General features: G+C 53.7%; 16 protein-coding genes and 1 pseudogene. 4 read left to right on the plus strand and 13 right to left on the minus strand.

Translation table 11 applies throughout. The features are described from left to right. Positions 1-241 precede the first annotated feature (241 nt). Positions 242-808: a D-alanyl-D-alanine dipeptidase gene (gene ddpX, locus BL249_RS08820; protein WP_099707276.1), complete on the plus strand. Its 567-nt coding sequence runs from the start codon at positions 242-244 to the stop codon at positions 806-808. 1 nt (position 809) lies between these two features. On the opposite strand, the gene BL249_RS08825 is transcribed toward ddpX, so the two are convergent. The 3 genes from BL249_RS08825 to BL249_RS08835 are packed head-to-tail and all read right to left on the minus strand — an operon-like array spanning position 810 to position 2,243. Further along, complete coding sequence (locus tag BL249_RS08825; RefSeq protein WP_099707275.1) at positions 810-1,256, minus strand: YaiI/YqxD family protein; 447 nt, start codon at positions 1,254-1,256, stop codon at positions 810-812. 10 nt (positions 1,257-1,266) lie between these two features. After that, complete coding sequence (locus tag BL249_RS08830) at positions 1,267-1,716, minus strand: DUF421 domain-containing protein (RefSeq protein WP_099707274.1); 450 nt, start codon at positions 1,714-1,716, stop codon at positions 1,267-1,269. Positions 1,717-1,724: 8 nt separating this feature from the next. After that, positions 1,725-2,243: a hypothetical protein gene (locus tag BL249_RS08835; protein ID WP_099707273.1), complete on the minus strand. Its 519-nt coding sequence runs from the start codon at positions 2,241-2,243 to the stop codon at positions 1,725-1,727. 102 nt (positions 2,244-2,345) lie between these two features. Here BL249_RS08835 and proC point away from each other — a divergent pair, with 102 nt between their 5' ends. Continuing rightward, positions 2,346-3,164, plus strand: a complete 819-nt coding sequence (gene proC, locus BL249_RS08840; RefSeq protein WP_256385446.1) for a pyrroline-5-carboxylate reductase — start codon at positions 2,346-2,348, stop codon at positions 3,162-3,164. 29 nt (positions 3,165-3,193) lie between these two features. Here proC and BL249_RS08845 read toward each other — a convergent pair whose 3' ends face one another. The 3 genes from BL249_RS08845 to BL249_RS19130 all read right to left on the minus strand — a co-directional run bounded on the left by BL249_RS08845 (position 3,194) and on the right by BL249_RS19130 (position 6,067). Beyond that, the gene (locus BL249_RS08845) at positions 3,194-4,717 is read right to left on the minus strand and encodes an FAD-dependent oxidoreductase (RefSeq protein ID WP_099707271.1); all 1,524 of its coding nucleotides are present in this window, start codon (positions 4,715-4,717) and stop codon (positions 3,194-3,196) included. Positions 4,718-5,372: 655 nt separating this feature from the next. Beyond that, positions 5,373-5,678 (minus strand): PsiF family protein, encoded by a 306-nt coding sequence (locus tag BL249_RS08855; protein ID WP_099707269.1) that lies wholly within the window; start codon positions 5,676-5,678, stop codon positions 5,373-5,375. Positions 5,679-5,917: 239 nt separating this feature from the next. Then, the gene (locus BL249_RS19130; RefSeq protein WP_168174304.1) at positions 5,918-6,067 is read right to left on the minus strand and encodes a hypothetical protein; all 150 of its coding nucleotides are present in this window, start codon (positions 6,065-6,067) and stop codon (positions 5,918-5,920) included. A 243-nt stretch (positions 6,068-6,310) separates the two neighbouring features. Here BL249_RS19130 and BL249_RS08860 point away from each other — a divergent pair, with 243 nt between their 5' ends. After that, positions 6,311-9,403 carry a beta-galactosidase gene (locus BL249_RS08860; protein WP_099707268.1) on the plus strand — a complete coding sequence of 1,031 codons (3,093 nt, stop codon included), beginning with the start codon at positions 6,311-6,313 and terminating at the stop codon, positions 9,401-9,403. Here the strand turns inward: BL249_RS08860 and BL249_RS08865 are convergent. The 3 genes and pseudogenes from BL249_RS08865 to aroL form a co-directional block, all read right to left on the minus strand. Next, the gene (locus tag BL249_RS08865; RefSeq protein WP_199073463.1) at positions 9,400-10,608 is read right to left on the minus strand and encodes a multidrug efflux MFS transporter; all 1,209 of its coding nucleotides are present in this window, start codon (positions 10,606-10,608) and stop codon (positions 9,400-9,402) included. The genes BL249_RS08860 and BL249_RS08865 overlap by 4 nt on opposite strands. Before the next feature lie 342 nt (positions 10,609-10,950). After that, positions 10,951-11,143: pseudogene (locus BL249_RS19235) on the minus strand (YaiA family protein). A 144-nt stretch (positions 11,144-11,287) separates the two neighbouring features. Further along, positions 11,288-11,812: a shikimate kinase AroL gene (aroL, locus tag BL249_RS08875; protein ID WP_099707265.1), complete on the minus strand. Its 525-nt coding sequence runs from the start codon at positions 11,810-11,812 to the stop codon at positions 11,288-11,290. Positions 11,813-12,100: 288 nt separating this feature from the next. On the opposite strand from aroL, the gene BL249_RS08880 reads away from it, so the two are divergent. Then, on the plus strand, positions 12,101-12,796 hold the full coding sequence (locus BL249_RS08880) for a DUF2076 domain-containing protein (RefSeq protein ID WP_099707264.1): 696 nt from the start codon (positions 12,101-12,103) through the stop codon (positions 12,794-12,796). A 95-nt stretch (positions 12,797-12,891) separates the two neighbouring features. Here the strand turns inward: BL249_RS08880 and thyA are convergent, their stop codons facing one another. From thyA to rppH, 4 genes are all read right to left on the minus strand, one after another. Next, the gene (thyA, locus tag BL249_RS08885) at positions 12,892-13,686 is read right to left on the minus strand and encodes a thymidylate synthase (protein WP_099707263.1); all 795 of its coding nucleotides are present in this window, start codon (positions 13,684-13,686) and stop codon (positions 12,892-12,894) included. Next, positions 13,683-14,573 (minus strand): prolipoprotein diacylglyceryl transferase, encoded by an 891-nt coding sequence (lgt, locus tag BL249_RS08890; protein ID WP_099707262.1) that lies wholly within the window; start codon positions 14,571-14,573, stop codon positions 13,683-13,685. The genes thyA and lgt overlap by 4 nt, the downstream gene beginning before the upstream one ends. A 139-nt stretch (positions 14,574-14,712) precedes the next feature. Next, positions 14,713-16,959 carry a phosphoenolpyruvate--protein phosphotransferase gene (ptsP, locus tag BL249_RS08895; RefSeq protein ID WP_099707261.1) on the minus strand — a complete coding sequence of 749 codons (2,247 nt, stop codon included), beginning with the start codon at positions 16,957-16,959 and terminating at the stop codon, positions 14,713-14,715. A gap of 12 nt (positions 16,960-16,971) precedes the next feature. After that, entirely contained in the window at positions 16,972-17,496 is a 525-nt protein-coding gene (gene rppH, locus BL249_RS08900) for an RNA pyrophosphohydrolase (protein ID WP_099707260.1), read from the minus strand. Positions 17,497-17,857 lie beyond the last annotated feature (361 nt).

Consider the following 17,857-nt stretch of genomic DNA (forward strand, 5'->3'; position numbering starts at 1 on the left):
CCGCGATGAAAAAGGCAACCGTCGCGCCGGGCTGCGTCGCTAAACGCGGAATTTTTCCCTCTGTCAGTGGGACAATAGCCTGAAACAGCGTATAACGTAAGGACACTCTGCCGGCGATGTGTGGACAGCCCGATGATAACGGTCTGTTTTTTGGCGGCTGCCACAAAACAGAATGACCGCATTTGTATAGCAACAGTCCGGTGCGCTTCACACCCTGCACCACACCATCACAGGAAAAACCATGTTGCATGAAACCCAGCTGGTCGACATCCGTCAGTACGTGCCCACGGCCCGTATTGAACTGAAATATGCCAGCCACGATAATATTACCGGCAAGCCCATATACCGTAATCCCTGCCCGTTACTGCACCCGCTGGCTGCGGAAAAATTAGCCCGCAGCGCCGAAATAGCCAGTCTGGCGGGGTTTACTCTGCTGGTCTATGACGTCTATCGCCCCCAGCTGGCACAGCTTCATCTCTGGCGTGCCTGCCCCAATCCACAGTTTGTAATGCCGGTTGAAACCGGCTCAAACCATAGCCGCGGCACAGCGGTGGATCTCACGCTGCTTGATGACAGCGGCAACGCGCTGGATATGGGTGCCGGCTTTGATGACATGCGCGCGCTGTCCCATGCCTATCATGGCGACGTGCCGGTCAAGGCCCAACGCAACCGGCTGCTGCTGAATGCCATTATGTTCGGTGCCGGTTTTGTCGGTCTGGCCACCGAATGGTGGCATTTTGAACTACCTGACGCCGCACGTTATCCACTGCTTAGCGACCACTTTGACTGCTACCCACTGACGCCATAACTTAGCGCCGCTGGCGCAGCCAGTTATCAAGGCCGGCGGCAAACAGCTGACGATCGCGCTGACTGAGTGAAGCCGGACCGCCAGTCTGAATGCCGCTGGCGCGCAGGGTATCCATAAAATCACGCATCGTCAGACGCTCGCGAATGGTGGCTTCACTATAACGCTCACCACGTGGATTCAGTGCCACCGCGCCTTTCTCCAGTACCTCGGCGGCCAGTGGAATATCGGCAGTGATGACCAGATCGCCGGTTTCAACCCGACGAACAATTTCATTGTCGGCCACGTCAAAACCGGATGCCACGCGCAGAGTGCGCAAAAAACGCGAGGCCGGTACCGTCAGAGGCTGATTAGCGACAAACGTCACCATAACCTGTTCACGTTCTGCTGCGCGGTACAATACCTCTTTGATAACTTTCGGACAGGCGTCAGCATCAACCCAGATCGACATGACTTTTCCTTTACTGCGTACGGGTGGGAATAATGGAGATTTTGCCGTTCTTTTCCAGAATGGCAAATTTAATCTGATCCAGTCGTTCCAGTCCCTGGGTGCTACGGGCCGTATGCAGAATATCCTCCGCGCTAATGCCTGCCCGCCGCGCGCGTTGCGGTAACAGCTTACCGTGTTCAACCAGAATCAGGGCGCTGCCATCGATAAGTAACTCCAGACGAGGAAACCAGTCTTTCAGCCGGCCAAAAGCAATATCAATAGTGATCAGGGTAATAATCGTCAATGACGCACCGGTCACGGAAAAATCATCGCCGAGCAGCGCCTGCTGGGTAGCTTCACTGATAATCAGCAACAGGACTAAATCAAATGACGTCATTTCCAGCAGGGTGCGCCGACCGGCTATCTTCAGAACAATCATCAGCACAAGGTAGATGCTGGCCGCGCGTAGTACCGTTTCCATCGCTGCTCCTAAGGATAAATCCACTGAGTGAACTGTAAGCGGGAACCTTCAGGCGTGCTTATCGTCACGGGATAACGTCCGGGCTTTTGCGGTTGCAAGCCCAGCCATACCGATGCCCCATTTTGCAGACTGTCACGTGACCAGCTTAGCGTCATCTGGTGCTGTGAACTAACAGCCCGCAGCGGCTGGGGTTGCAACGTCTGCAACTGAAAGTTATCCATCGCCTGGCTACTTAAGGTGATGACTAACGGCCCGCGCCCACGCTGACGTTCGCGGATGGTCATCGTCATATCACTGTCAAACAGACCAAAACGCTCATATTCCACCTGCAGGCGGCCATCAGCTGAAATCAGCGTCTGGTGACTCAGCCACCCTTTAGAGAACAGCCCGCAGGCACCGGCAATCACCATAATAAACAACCATGCCGCCCCGAGCCGCTGTATCCGCCATTCAAGGCGTTGCCAGGACATATTCTCTTTTACCGGAAACGTACGGCTGCGCTGTTCATCGGGCTGGTTTTGCTTCATGGTCACTCCCCTGTGCGGTTGTCTAAGTGTAGCCAACGCTGGCATCCAGCGCAGAATGACGTAAGCTGTCTGACAATACTGAATATGACAGGGAACCTGGCTGTGGAAAAGAAAATCGGTTTTATTGGCTGTGGCAATATGTCAAAGGCGATTATCGCCGGTCTGGTCAATAGCGGCCGGATGGCGGCTCAACAGATTCTGGTGTTTGACCACAAAGCCACCACCAACCAACAAATGCACCAGCAGTTTGGCATTACGCCAGCAGAAAACGCCGCCCAGCTAGCAGCGGAAGCGGACATTCTGATCGGCGCGGTAAAACCAAATGTGATGCTGCCTGTAATAAGCGATCTGGCACCGGCAATGAAACCCGATGCATTGTTTGTTTCTATTGCGGCCGGTATCACCATTGCCACTCTGACATCGGTCCTGGGCGACAGGCGTAAAATCGTGCGAGCCATGCCTAATACGCCGGCGCTGGTAGGGGAAGGGATGACCTCCCTGACGCCAAACGCCCATGTCAGTCAGCATGAAATGCAGCAGGTACAGGAGATATTCAGCAGTTTTGGTAAAGCTGCCGTGGTCCCCGAATACCAAATTCATGCGGTGGTCGCGGCCAGTGGCTCCGCCCCGGCCTATCTCTTTATGCTGATTGAAGCCATGGCGGATGGTGCGGTACTCGGTGGGTTACCGCGCGTCCAGGCCTACCAGTTCGCCGCTCAGGCGGTTAAAGGCGCGGCAGAGATGGTACTGGCAAGCGATAAACATCCGGCAGAACTGAAAGATATGGTCTGCTCCCCCGGCGGTACCACCATTGAAGCCGTCAGAGTCCTGGAAGAAAAAGGCTTCCGTTCAGCCATTATTGAAGCGATGCAAAGTTGCATGGCCAAATCGCAAGCGATGAGCCGCAGTCAGGGCGGTTAGACTGCCAATACCCGCGTAACCCGCGGGCGTTAGCATGATAAAACCTGTGCTTTGGCTTCCGCCATCGTCATCGGACGCTGCATACGCTGAATCATTTCCGCCGTCAGCCGGTAGCGTCCGCACGAGGCCAGCGCACGCAACCGTCCCTGTCGCCCGTAAAGAGCGATAAAGTCCTTATCCTGCAAACAACCAAACAATTGGTATTCATCCCAGTCGCCACCGTGACCAAGATATTCATAGCGCGTACCGAATTGTGTCGTCCAGAAGAACGGCACCCGATCAAAAACCTGCTGATGTCCGAGCATATTAAGCGCCGCAATCCGCCCCTGTTGCTGAGCAACCCGCCAGTGTTCAATGTGTTTTGTTCCCTGTGAATCAGCCCAACTGACACAATCACCCACCGCCCAAATGTCGGGCGCAACTTGCAGAAAATGGTCAGCCAGCAGGCTACCGTCATACTGCTGTGGCAAATCATGCACAAAGCCACAGGCCGGTACGACGCCGGTGGCTATCAACAGGGTCTTCGCTTCAATGGTTTTACCGTTTGCCAGGCGTACGGCCCTGAGCTGTTGATCGTCGCCGTCAAGGGCAACTACCTCTCCGGTGACAAAGCCGACGCCATTTTGTTTATGCAGATCATAAAAATAGCCGGCAATCGTTTCGCCAAATACTTTTTTAAATGGCAACGCATCCCGGGCGATAATCTGTACCCGGATACCCTGGTTTCGTAATGCAGATGCCAGCTCCATGCCAATAAAACTGTTGCCGATAATTACCAGATGCTGAGTCTTTTCCACCTCGCGCAGTAACGCTGCCGCCTGATCAATACTGCGTAATACATGTACGCCAGACAGGCCGATTCCTGGTATATCGGGACGTAGCGGACAGCCGCCGCTGGCAATCAGCAGACGGTCAAATTTTAGCGATTGCTGGTCACTGAACCACAGCGTTTTTTGTCTGGCATCCAGCCGGACTACCTGCGCAAAACGGCGCTCAACAAAACGCGAAAAATCAGGCGCCAGCGGTGATGGCACCTCATCCAGTGTCATTTTACCGGCAGGAACAAACTTGGTCAGCGCGGTTCGGTCATAGGGGGCCTGCTGCTCTTTATCAATCAGGATCAGTTTGCCGTCAAACCCCTCGTTGCGTAAGGTCCAGGCGGCGGCACTGCCAGCCGCACCGGCGCCAAGAATAACCCAGACCGGTTGCTCACCGGGTGCAGTCAGCTGATCGCTTTGCGTTATTGCCGCAGTATCCACCGCAATCTGTCCTGCTTCAAGCTGCACCGGATAACGTTGCAGATCGCTCAATGCCAGCGGTTCCAGCAGCTTACCGCTGCGGCTGTTGAACATGGCTTTGTGCCACGGACAAATGAGTTTACCCTCGCATACCGCCCCCTCATCCATTGGCGCCCCGGCATGGGGACATTTGTCCTGAAAAGCGCTCACGTGGTCGCCATCACGTAACAAAATAAAGGCGGTTTTACCCAGCTGTTGTTTGACTGGCTGGCCTTCCGGCAGGGCATTCAAGGCCATCACCTGTTGAAAACTCACAATGTCACTCCTGTTTCCTGATTACCGGCGGGGCAGCGGTCAGCCGCGTTTGCTCACCATTAAGCCTGGCATTAATAGGGGTATTCGCAACGATTAACGAAAAAAAGCGATTAATCTGATAATGGATCGCCCCAAAATGCCCTTTCGCTACGCTGGATTTACCGGTTCAGTTGCCGGTTATCCGGCGGAAAAGTGACTTTTACAGAAAAACGCCGGGGCGAATGATCAAGGTAAAAATGACGCCAGTAATCGCGAGTCTGAGCCAGTAATACCGCGTACGATTGCGTTTTTTAAGCGGCTGTCCGGCATCACATAGGCATTGCGCGATTTAAAAGTGCGGTTAATCACAGCGGCAGGATCATACTCATGATTCGCTGAACGGGCGGCAGCGAATAAGATGGCGCCAACCCAATGATTGACAGCCTGTGCCCAGCGCCATATCACCGCAGGTAAAAACGCGTTCAGCCAACTCAGCAAAGAGGGTTACAGCACGGAATCGTCGCGGATCACCGCTGGCGGCAGCGCAGAGTTGCCAACACACTTTAACCGACCGTACTTTACCGGGCGCCCGTATCAGAGAATAAGGCGACAGGAAGAGATTATCTGGTTACGAAACACAAACCGGGCCTGCCGGACAGCAGGCCACAGGATAAAATTAACTTTTTTTCAGGCAGCTGCTCATAAAGGTTTTACGGGCGTCACCTTTCAGCGCTTTTTGCCCTGCTTCTGCATTACAGTTTTTCATTTTCATTTGCTGAGGCGTCATACCCGCCGTATTGCTGTCTTTTTTCAGGCAGTTGCTCATAAAACTTTTACGTGCATCCCCTTTTAACGATTGTTTCGCCGCCGTGGCATTACATTGGGTCATTTTTTGCTGCTGAGCAGTTTTCTCTGCTGCCCCTGCGCTGCCTGCAGCCATCAGCGCACACAACGCCACCATTGCCAGTAACTTCGTTTTCATCACATGTTTTCCTGTAATTGAGATAAAGCACCGTTAATTCCAGGCTGGAATCGTCAATTTTGCAAGTAAGTGAGTGAAAAAATGCTGGTGAGCGCAGTATTCATGCCGGCACAGACCGGCCAAAAAATAGCCCCGCTGATTGCAGCGGGGCAACATACTGCCCGGTTTGCCCATTGCCGACTCGCTTCGGGAGTACCGGCACGGATACGCTGGCTGAGGACGCTGTAATCAAAGCGCCGTCAGCGCGGGCCCATAAAGAAACCATGGGGACCGCCACCCGGTCCACCCGGTCCGCCGCCACCGCCACCGCCGCCCGGAGGTGGGAAAAGGCAGCCGCTTAGCGCTGTCACCAGCGCTACCAGAATTACTGCTTGTACTGTCTTACGCATATCAATGACCTTCAACGGGAGAACCTGCGCTGAGTGTAAGGAGCGCTATCAAAGGCGACAATGCAGAATACGCTGAGATTGCGCACCATTCATTAAAGGTAACCACGCTTAACATTTTCCTGCGATAAAACCGCAGGCAAACTGTCAGTTGATCGCAAAATAACGGCCGGCAGCTACGGAATTAACTTTACTGTATCAGGCGTTCGCTGCAATGTTAGCGCAACACATCATGAGGATATGCCTATGGCGGTTTCCCCTAGCCTGACCCTGCAACAGTGTCTTGCCCGTCGCGACTGGGAAAACCCAGGCGTTTTACATATTGGCCGCCTGGCCAGCCACCCCCCGTTTTCCAGCTGGCGTGATGAAACACAGGCACTGCGGGATGAGGTCAGCGACCGCCGGTACACGCTTAATGGTAAATGGCACTTTTTATGGTATCCGCGTCCAGAGGCGGTTGCTGATGAATGGCCAGTGAAAGATCAACAACAAGCGCAGCTGATTGAGGTGCCGGGCAACTGGCAGCTGTACGGATATGACCAGCCCATTTACAGTAATGTCCGCTATCCTTTTGCCGTAAACCCGCCCCGGGTTCCGGCGCTCAATCCAACCGGGTGTTACAGCCGCGAATTTATCCTGCCAGACAGCTGGCGAATCTCCGGTCAGACACGCGTTATTTTTGATGGTGTGAATGCCGCTTTTTATCTGTGGTGTAGTGGCCATTTTATTGGTTATTCACAGGACAGCCGGCTACCTGCTGAATTCGACCTCAGTCCCTGGCTGCAGGCCGGCACTAATCGCCTGGCGGTAATGGTATTACGCTGGTGTGATGGCAGTTATCTGGAAGATCAGGATATGTGGCGCATGAGCGGTATTTTTCGCGATGTCACGCTACTCCATAAACCTGCGCTGCACCTGAGTCATATCGAAATTGACACCGTACTCAGTGCGGAAATGAGCAGCGCACAGCTGCGGGTACTGGCCTGTTGCTCAGCCCCTGCCCCCGCAGACTGGCAGATTAAGGTCACCCTCTGGCATCAGGAAACACCGATTGCCAGCCTTCAGCAACCGCTGGGGAGTGCCATTATTGACGAACGCGGACGTTACGACGACAGAACCACGCTCTCCCTGCCGGTCAGCTGCCCTCATCTGTGGAGTGCTGAAACCCCGACGCTCTATCGCGCGGTGATCGCACTGCTGGATGAGCGCCAGCAGCTGATTGAAGCCGAAGCCTATGATGTCGGTTTTCGCCAGATAACGATTGAACATGGCCTGCTGAAACTCAACGGTCAGCCGCTGCTGATTCGCGGCGTGAATCGCCATGAACATCATCCGCAACACGGCCAGGTGATGGACGAGGCAACCATGGTGGCGGATATCCGCCTGATGAAGCAGCATAACTTTAATGCCGTACGTTGCTCACACTATCCTAACCATCCACTCTGGTACAAACTTTGTGACCGCTACGGACTTTATGTGGTGGATGAGGCCAATATTGAAACCCATGGAATGCAACCCATGGGCCGCCTGGCTGATGATCCGCAGTGGCTGCCCGCATTCAGTGAACGGGTCACCCGGATGGTACAACGCGACCGCAATCACCCCTGTATTATTATCTGGTCACTGGGCAATGAGTCGGGTCACGGCAGTCATCATGATGCGCTTTATCGCTGGGTAAAAAGCCAGGATCCCAGCCGCCCGGTGCAATATGAAGGCGGCGGGGGCGATAGTGCCGCCAGTGATATTATCTGTCCCATGTACGCCAGGGTGGATCAGGATCAACCTTTTGAAGCCGTGCCTAAATGGGCGATAAAAAAGTGGATCGGTTTACCCGGAGAAACCCGCCCGCTGATCTTATGTGAATACGCCCATGCAATGGGTAACAGCCTCGGCGGATTTGAGCGTTACTGGCAAGCGTTCCGCGCCTTTCCGCGCTTACAAGGTGGTTTTATCTGGGACTGGGTCGATCAAAGCCTGACTCGTTACGACAGTACTGGCACCGGCTGGCAGGCCTACGGCGGTGACTTTGGTGACACGCCGAACGATCGTCAGTTTTGCATGAATGGCCTGCTGTTTGCCGACCGCTCACCGCATCCGGTACTGTATGAAGCACAGCGTGCCCAGCAATTCTTTCAGTTTACGCTGGTCAGCACTGTCCCCCTGACTATCCGTATTACCAGTGAATTCCTGTTCAGACAGAGTGATAACGAATTACTGCACTGGCAGATTGAACACCATGGAGAAGCGGTTACCTGTGGCACCATAGCCCTGGATCTGGCCCCCCAGCAAACCTGTACTCTGACCCTGACAGACCTGCCGCCCGTTAAGCACGGAATGTGGTTACAGGTGCAGATTATTCAGCCTGCCGCCACCGACTGGTCCGATGCCGGCCACTGTGTAGCCTGGGATCAATGGCAGCTGCCCGCGCCGCTGTCAATTGCGGATGAGTCGCCCTCAGCGCTGACTCTGGCGCCAGTGCTGAGCCGCCATCCCGAGCTACTGGTGGTTGAAGCCGCCGGACAACGCTGGCATTTCTGTCGTCAGAGTGGCGATCTGCTGCAGTGGTTCCACCATGACCAACCGCAGCTACTCACTGCACTACGCGACTGCTTTGTCCGTGCACCAATTGATAATGATATTGGTATCAGCGAAGTAGAAAACATTGACCCTAATGCCTGGGTGGAACGCTGGAAAATGGCGGGCTATAACGCACTGCAGTGCCAGCTGCTGCACATTGACAGCGAACAAACCTGTCACGGCGTGCAGATTCACACCAGCCAGCTCTGGCAATCTGCCGGAAAAACATGCTTTCTGAGCCGTAAACGCTGGTTTATTGACGGCCAGGGAAGCGTCCGGATTGAGGTGGATATCAGCCGGTCCACCGACCAGCCGCCGCCGGCTCGTATTGGTCTGCGCTGCCAGCTAAGGGAGACGGCCCCGTCTGTCAGCTGGCTGGGATTTGGTCCGGAAGAAAACTATCCGGACCGAAAACTGGCCGCCCGCTTTTCGCGCTGGCAGCGGCCGCTGTCCGATCTGTATACCCCTTACGTTTTTCCTTGCGAAAACGGTCTGCGCTGTGACGTTCAGCAACTTAGCTTTGCCGGCTGGCAGATTGACGGGGCCTTTCATTTTTCCCTTAGTCGTTTCAGTCTCGAACACTTAAGAGAGGTCAGCCATCGTCACCTGCTCAGCGAGGAACCAGGCTGCTGGCTACATATCGACGGCTATCATATGGGACTTGGCGGCGATGATTCCTGGAGTCCTTCAGTGCACGCCGATTTCCAGTTAAGCGCGCCACATTACCACTATTGCGTCACCCTCAAACGTCCGCAGGATTAATCGGCGCGTAATGGCGCTGGCCTACGCCGGCGCCAGCTTATCACCAGCTGAATAAGGTTTATCAGCACCACCACTGCCGTCGCAAGAAATACCCAGCGAAAACCGCCCACAGCAGAAACCGCCGACCCTATCAGCGGCCCCACCACATTGCCGAGATACATAAATGACTGGTTATAGCCAAAGATACGTCCGGTCACTTTATCGCTGGAAAAACGCAGCAACAGTGCCTGGACGGCGGGCATCATCGCGCCGTCAGCGAAGCCAAGCAGAAAACGCAGTATCCCCAGTTGCCAGGCACTCTTCACCTGTGACATCGCCATGAACAACACAACCGTTATTACCATCGCGGTAATCAGAATACGCTGCGCGCCAATTCTGTCACCAACCCGCCCCAGCCGGGAAGCTGAAAGCAGCGCCGCCACACCAGGGACAGCAGCGATTACCCCGCTGACAAACGCAATATTGTCGACATCAGGCTCCAGCTGGCGCACAAACAGCGTCAGTACCGGGCTGACCGAACCATTACATAGCTGAATCACCAGGGTACTGAAGAATAAACTCATCATCAGTGCCGGATTACTTAATGACCGAAACAGCGCGCGCCCGCTGAGCTTTTCGCCTTTCTTTAACGGACGGAAGTTATTCTCTTTAATCAGGAGAAGCGTGACGAGGAAGGTGATCATCAGCAGCGCCGACGTCACGATAAATACGGCCCGCAACCCGACCCAGTCAGCCAGCAGCCCCCCTAGCAGCGGGCCTATGATCACGCCACAAATCTGACCGGTAGAGACGGTACTGAGCGCCCAGTTACTGCGATCGCGCGGCACCTGAGAGGCAACCAGTGCCATGGCATTAGGGATATAACCGGACGTAAGCCCCATTAAGGCGCGCAGCGCCAAAAGCTGCCAGACGTGATTGACGAAGGCCTGCAGAAAAATCACCACCCCCATGCCCAGGGCCGCGCGCAACAGCATCAGCTTACGTCCCCGGCTGTCAGCCATGCTGCCCCACAGTGGTGAAACAATGGCCGAAACAATGAAGGTAACGCTAAAAATCAGCCCGGACCACAGCGGCAACGCCTGAGGATCGGTAACGCCCAGCTGTTCAATATACAAAGGCAAAAAGGGGATTATCTGGCTGATTGCCAGACCGGTGAAAAAACAGCCAAACCAGATGGAAATGAGGTTAACTTTCCAGGATTCCATAATCGGATGCAGCCAACCGGGTTAAAAGACGCGAAACAACTGCAGGCAGTGTACGCGATGTCATCCTGGTATGATTTACAAAAAAAGTGTCCAGCTAAACTTCAGATTTTTATCCTGATAAATAGCAATAATGAAAATTAAAAAATCTAAAACAGGAAAATTATAAAAATATTTCATCGCTAAAATAATTATAGCGATTTAAAAAACGCTTATCGTGACTAGCGCGGCCCGTTTTTCCCCTTTGCGGCTGGTAGCCGCGCACTCGTCAGTCTGCTATGGCAAGACGCTCCCACCTGCTGCGGCAATTGCCTCCTCGGGCTGGCGTCCCTGCCAGTACACAGGCTAATTTTTATCGGCGTCCTCATAACGCGCTTTAGCATCCTGCGCTTCCTGCTGTGAAGGATGTTCGCTGATCAGGGCATCCGGTTTCGGGTGATCGGCACGCAGCTCATACCAGGTAACCGTTTTGCCCGGTGGCCCTTTTTCTACCGGTACGATACGCGCTTCACGAGGGTAAAGGGGGTCTGCCAGGCATAAGTCTCTCCTCCAGGTTATTTTCTGTCTGTTTGCCACACCAAAAGCGCGATGTTTTGGCGGCACAGAAAAGAAGTATAGACAATGGCTGACTTTTTCATTTTGTGGCACTACTTTTCCCGGCATCACCGGCCGCTACCAGACTTCAGCCTGTGCAGGCCGGAGACAGTGAATCGAGAATCTGACGCACCACGTTATCCAGTGGCTGGCTGGCATCAATCACATGGTGTGCTGCATGATGATACAGTGCTTCACGCTCGGCCAGCACCTGCTCAATTTCTTCACTGACAGGCCGGCCGGTCAGGGTCGGACGCTGATCGGCCTGCGGCACAACCTGCAGGCGTGCCGCCAGAGTACCGGCTGCCGCGCGCAGATAAATTACCGTTCCCTGTTGCTGCATGAAACAGCGGTTACCATCGGCCAGCACCATACCGCCACCGGTGGCAATCACCGTGTCGGGGGCGGTGACAGCGATCAGCGATTCACTCTCCCGGCGGCGAAACCCCTGCCATCCTTCCGCCGCAACAATATCGGCCACGCTTCGCTGCGTGATCTGTTGCAGATAATGGTCGGTATCGACAAAAGCGTAACCCAGCGCCTGAGCCAGCGCCTGCCCTGTCGTTGTCTTACCGCTACCACGGGCGCCGATAAGATAAATGGGTGAGGCCATGTTAGTGACTTCCTGTATTTCAACACAATCGCGCGGTGACAGCCGCCAGAGGAGCGTCGCATGATACCGGGATTTGTGACGCATCTCCACCAGTAACGTTTTTTTTACAATTCCGGACAAAGATTATAAAAAGTCTTTTTAAAACAAAAGGCAATATCTGTTTCATTTGCTTTACAATCGCATTTTACCGCTGACGGCGCCCATGCAACATTTGCTTACGCGCCGACAATTTACTTTCCGCACGCCATACTGAAAATAGATTGCCTACTGCCTGATCCGGAGGTTTATATGCAAAGCAATGAACAGCAGTTAATTGAAAGCCTTTTTACCCGTCTGAAACAAGCTGCGGCACAATCAGCCCCACGCGATGCGGCGGCAGAGCAGCTGATTCAGCAGCAGGCTCAGCAGGTTCCGGCAGCGCCCTATTATATGGCACAGGCGCTTCTTATTCAGGAGGCCGCAATGAAGCAGCTGAACAGCCGCGTTGCCGAACTGGAATCACAGTTGGCACAGGCGCGCCAGTCTCAGCCACAGCAAAGCAGCGGCAGTTTTCTGTCAGGCTTATTTGGTGGTGGAAACCGGCAGAATACCGCCGCTGCGCAGCCGGCATGGGGAAATTCCCCGCAGCAAGCCGGCTATAACCCAGCGCCGCAGGCGGCACCGGCCGCACCACGCGGCACCGGCTTTCTGGGCGGTGCGCTGCAAACTGCGGTTGGCGTTGCCGGCGGGGTAGTGATGGCCGACATGCTGACCAGCATGTTCCATCACTCACAGCCGCAGGAAATCGTCAATATCATCAATGAACCTTCGTTACCGCAGCAGGATTTTGATGCAGCAGATAGCCCGTTTTCTGACCAGCAGCCGGGCGCAGACTGGCAGAATACCGGCTATGATGGCAGCGATTTTAACGGTTTTGATAGCAATAACGATAACGACTTTGCCGGCGGTGATGACAACAATTTCTATGATGACAGCTTTATCTGATTGCAGTCACTCTGCCACACATGGGAAGATTGCCCAGGCATCTCACAACCCCGGCTATCAGCCGGGGTTTTTACTGCAATGGCAGCCAGCCCTTATTATATGGCAACCGGTGCTTTTATCGCCGGATGGGGGTCATAACCTTCAATCGCAAAATCATCAAACTGGTAATCAAACAATGATGCGGGTTTACGCTTGATGCGCAACTGCGGCAGCCCGCGTGGCTGGCGACTAAGCTGTAACCGGGCCTGCTCAAGATGGTTGCTGTAAAGATGAGTATCCCCGCCGGTCCAGACAAAATCACCGACTTCGAGATTGCACTGCTGGGCCACCATATGCACCAGTAATGCATAGCTGGCAATATTAAACGGTAACCCGAGGAAGATATCGCAGGAACGCTGATAAAGCTGACAGGATAAGCGGCCTTCGGCAACATAAAACTGGAAAAAGGCGTGGCAGGGCGCCAGTGCCATATGATCCAGTTCGCCGACATTCCAGGCAGAAACGATCATACGCCGTGAATCCGGATCGCGACGAAGTTGCTCAAGCACCTTGCTCAGCTGATCAATTTGCTGGCCGTCCGGCGCACTCCAGCTACGCCACTGTTTGCCGTAAACCGGACCAAGATCGCCGTTCTCATCCGCCCATTCATCCCAGATGGAAACCTTGTTGTCTTTCAGATAACCGATATTGGTATCGCCGTTGAGAAACCACAACAGCTCGTGAATGATTGAACGGATATGGCATTTCTTGGTGGTCACCAGCGGAAAACCCTCGCGCAGATTAAAGCGCATCTGATAACCGAAAACCGACAGGGTACCGGTACCGGTACGATCGCTTTTCTCTGTACCCTGGTCCAGGACGTGTTGCATTAAGGCCAGATACTGTTTCATTTTTGTTCACCCAGCTGTGCCGCAGGCCGCTGGCGATAAGCCCAGATAAAAATAATCAGGCCCGCCAGAATCATCGGTAAAGAGAGCAGCTGCCCCATCGAGATATAGTTGTCGAGAAATAAACCCAGCTGCTGGTCCGGCTGGCGGAAAAACTCGACGATAAAACGAAAACAGCCATAGCAAATCAGGAACAGGCCGGAAACGCTCCCCACCGGACGCGGTTTGCGAATAAACAAGTTGAGAATGATGAAAAGCACCACGCCTTCGAGGATCAGTTCATAAAGCTGTGAAGGATGCCGTGGCAGCACGCCGTAGGTATCACTGGCCATCAGCGCCCGGTACTGAGCGTTACCGGCGGCCAGCACCAGATCTTCACTACGCGAACCGGGAAACAGCATCGCCCACGGCAGACCGGGTTCAACACGCCCCCAGAGTTCACCATTAATAAAGTTACCCAGCCGGCCGGCTCCGAGGCCGAAAGGGATCAGCGGCGCAATAAAATCTGCCACCTGGAAAAAAGTCCGTTTGGTGCGACGGGCAAACCACAGCATCACGCAAATCACACCTATCAGGCCACCGTGAAACGACATCCCGCCGTCCCAGACTTTGAACAGATAAAGCGGATTTTCAAGGAAAAGCGGCAGATTATAAAACAGCACATAACCGATGCGGCCACCGAGAAAAACCCCGAGAAAACCGGCATACAGCAGATTTTCCACCTCTTCCTTTTTCCAGCCACTGCCCGGTTTATTCGCCCGCCGGACCGCCAGCCACATTGCAAAAACAAACCCCACCAGATACATCAGACCGTACCAGTGAAGCGAAACCGGCCCGATGGAAAAAATAATCGGATCAAATTGCGGGAAGGTCAGATAACCGTTATTCATCGTTCACCATTATCAACATCAGCGTTATTCACAGACTATAACCGGGTTGTCCGGCAGACAGCAGCGGGTTAAGTTAGCCGCCGATAGTAACACAGCCGTGGTCAGGCCATGATAAAGTTTCTCCTCGCGGCGCGAGCAATCAACGCCCGCCACGAACCAGTCCGCCCAGCCCTTTGCTCTCCATAAACCCTGACACCAGTTTACGCACCTCTGAGGTCAGCTGAGCCTGCAGGCCGCGTTCTGCCAGTTGCTGCGCCTCCTGCGCATCAATATGACGCAGCAAATATTTCACCCGGGGAATGTTGCGACCATTCATACTGAGATGGTAATAACCCATCCCTATCAGCAATACCACTCCCATCGGATCGCCAGCCATTTCGCCACACAAGCACAGCTCAATATCAGCACGTTTTGCTTCCAGGGCAATCATATGCAGTGCGCGCAGTACCGAAGGGTGCAGACAATCATAAAGACTGGCTACGCGGGTGTTATTACGATCAACCGCCAGTAAGTATTGCGTCAGATCGTTGGTACCCACCGAGACAAAATCGACGCGTTTTTGCAAATGTGGCAGCATAAACAGCATCGAAGGCACTTCAATCATGACGCCAATGCGCGGCCAGGAAATGGGGTAACCCAGCATCTCCTCAACTTCTCGCCCGGCCCTGTCTATCAGCCGGCGCGCTTCATCAATTTCCTCAAGGCTGGTGATCATCGGCAGCAGAATACTGAGGTTATTGCTGGCGACGTTTGCCCGCAGCATCGCCCGCAGCTGAATAAGGAATATTTCCGGCTGATCGAGGGTCAGGCGGATACCGCGCCAGCCAAGACAAGGATTTTCTTCGCTGATGGGTAAATAAGGCAGCTGTTTGTCGGCGCCGACATCGAGGGTTCGCAGGGTAACCGGTTTATCAGGGAACAGTTGCAGCATTCCCTGATACTGCGCCACCTGCTCTTCTTCCGAAGGAAAGCCACTTTGCAACATAAAAGGAATTTCGGTGCGATACAGACCAATACCATCAACCCAGTTACCAATGGAACGCTCATGTTCAGCGCTGAGGCCGGCGTTAAGCATCACCTTCACCGCTTCACCGCTCTTTAGCATACCGGGCAGTTCAACCACCCCTTCAGCCATTTTGCTGAGCTCATTTTCCTGGTTGATTAAACGCTGATATTCCTGAATCACCACCGGTTCAGGATCGATAAGCAGCTCACCACGATAGCCATCGACTATCAGCAAACGCCCTTTTAACTGCGCTGGCTGAATATCGGCTCCCATCACCGAAGGAATGCCCATTGCCCGCACCAGGATAGCCGCATGAGAGTTTGATGCGCCGTCGCGCACAACCACACCGGCCAGACGTTCGTGCGGCAGCTCGGCCAGCGTGGTCGCCGTCAGCTCATCGGCAACCAGAATAAATTTTTCCGGCCAGGCATGGGCGTCCTGCATAGAGTCATCAAGGTGAAACAGCAGACGCTGCCCCAGCACCCGCAGATCGCCGGCGCGTTCACGTAAATAATTGTCCTGCAGGCTGGCAAACTGGGCGGCGAACTTTTCAATAACCGTTTTTACGGCCCATTCAGCCACCGCCCCCTTTTCGACCTCACTGAACAAGTCTTTCTTTAGGCGCGCATCGCTCAGCAGATGTGAATACAGGTCGAAAATAGCAGCACTTTCCTGCTGGACGCTGGCACTGAACCTTTTACTAAAGCGCCGGAATTCACTGGCTGCTTCGGCAATCGCCAGCGAAAGGCGCTCACGTTCACGCTGAACATCCAGCGTTGAAGCGGCTGAAATGCTCTCCAGTGATGGCTGAATACTGTCAACCCAGGCTTCGGCAACCGCCACCCCCGGCGCAGCTGCCAGCGCTTTAACACGCGTTTGCCGGTACTGACCAAACAACGCCGCCAGCTGCGACTGAGAAAGGATTGCCGCCAGTTGCGTCGCCAGCGTGACCAGAAATGACTCTTCACTTTCATCAAACTGGCGATGCTCGCGCTGCTGAACCACCAGCACGCCCATCAGCTGACGCCGGCTGATAATAGGCACACCAAGAAACGATCGGAACTGCTCTTCTTTGACGGAGGGAATAAATTTAAAGCTGGGATGTTTTTGCGCGTCCGCAAGGTTTATCGGTTCGGCAAGACGGCCGACCAGACCAACAATACCTTCATCAAACGCCAGAGCAACCGTGCGTCCCCGGGGTTTTTTAAGCCCCCGGGTTGCCATCAGGTAGTAACAGCGACGTTCATGATCCGCCAGATAAACGGAACACACTTCTGTCTTCATCGCAATGCAGATTTCATTAACTAAAATCTCCAGCGCTTCATTCAGGCGCGGCGCAGCTGCCACTTTTTCAACAATTTCACGCAACTGGGTGAGCATGATTTGTCTGGCTTATCCTCTCTTGCGTCGATTAACCGACGGTCGCGGTGGCGCACTCTCCTGTAAGGGCATAACCGCACCGGCAAACTCTTTCATTACCCGACGATAAACATCGCGCTTGAATGAAACCACCTGGCGCACCGGATACCAGAAACTGACCCAGCGCCAGCCGTCAAACTCCGGCGTACTGCTGGTCTGCATATTGATATCCGCGTCATTACACATCAGCTGGAGAAGAAACCACTTCTGCTTTTGGCCGATACACACCGGCTTTGTGTCCCAACGCACCAAACGTTTTGGCAACTTATATCGTAACCAGTTACGGGTAGACGCCAGCACCCGCACATCCTTTCGGTGCAACCCCACTTCCTCAAAGAGCTCCCGGTACATTGCCTGCTCAGCGCTTTCACCGGGATTGATGCCTCCCTGAGGAAACTGCCAGGAGTTTTGACCAAAGCGTCTGGCCCATAACACTTGTCCCTGTCGATTACAGATAACAATACCAACATTTGGGCGGTAGCCATCATCATCGATCACAGGACTACCTCAAACTAAAATCTGGATAGACTGATTGTTTCATACTCCTTACGGGCGGTAAACCACTGCTTACAGCGCTGTGACCGCGCTAACGGTGGGATAACTCATCAGTTAACTGTAAGTTATAAACAAGAAAACACAATAGCGCGGCCATTTATTCACTTTTTCTGTGTATATCCATGTGAAGAACTTCGACAACACATGGGGAAAACTCAGCGCTGGTTAAAAATGGCCACAAAAAAAATTTAATTTAATAGTCTGTATTTAATATGTTTTTATGAATTATTCACCGAAAAATAATCTGATAACACTCTCACCATAAAGCGGCGTTTTCCACCCTGCACAAAGATCGAACGCTGCG

The sequence above is a fragment of the Erwinia sp. OLFS4 genome (assembly GCF_002752165.1).
Taxonomy (GTDB): Bacteria; Pseudomonadota; Gammaproteobacteria; order Enterobacterales; family Enterobacteriaceae; genus Izhakiella.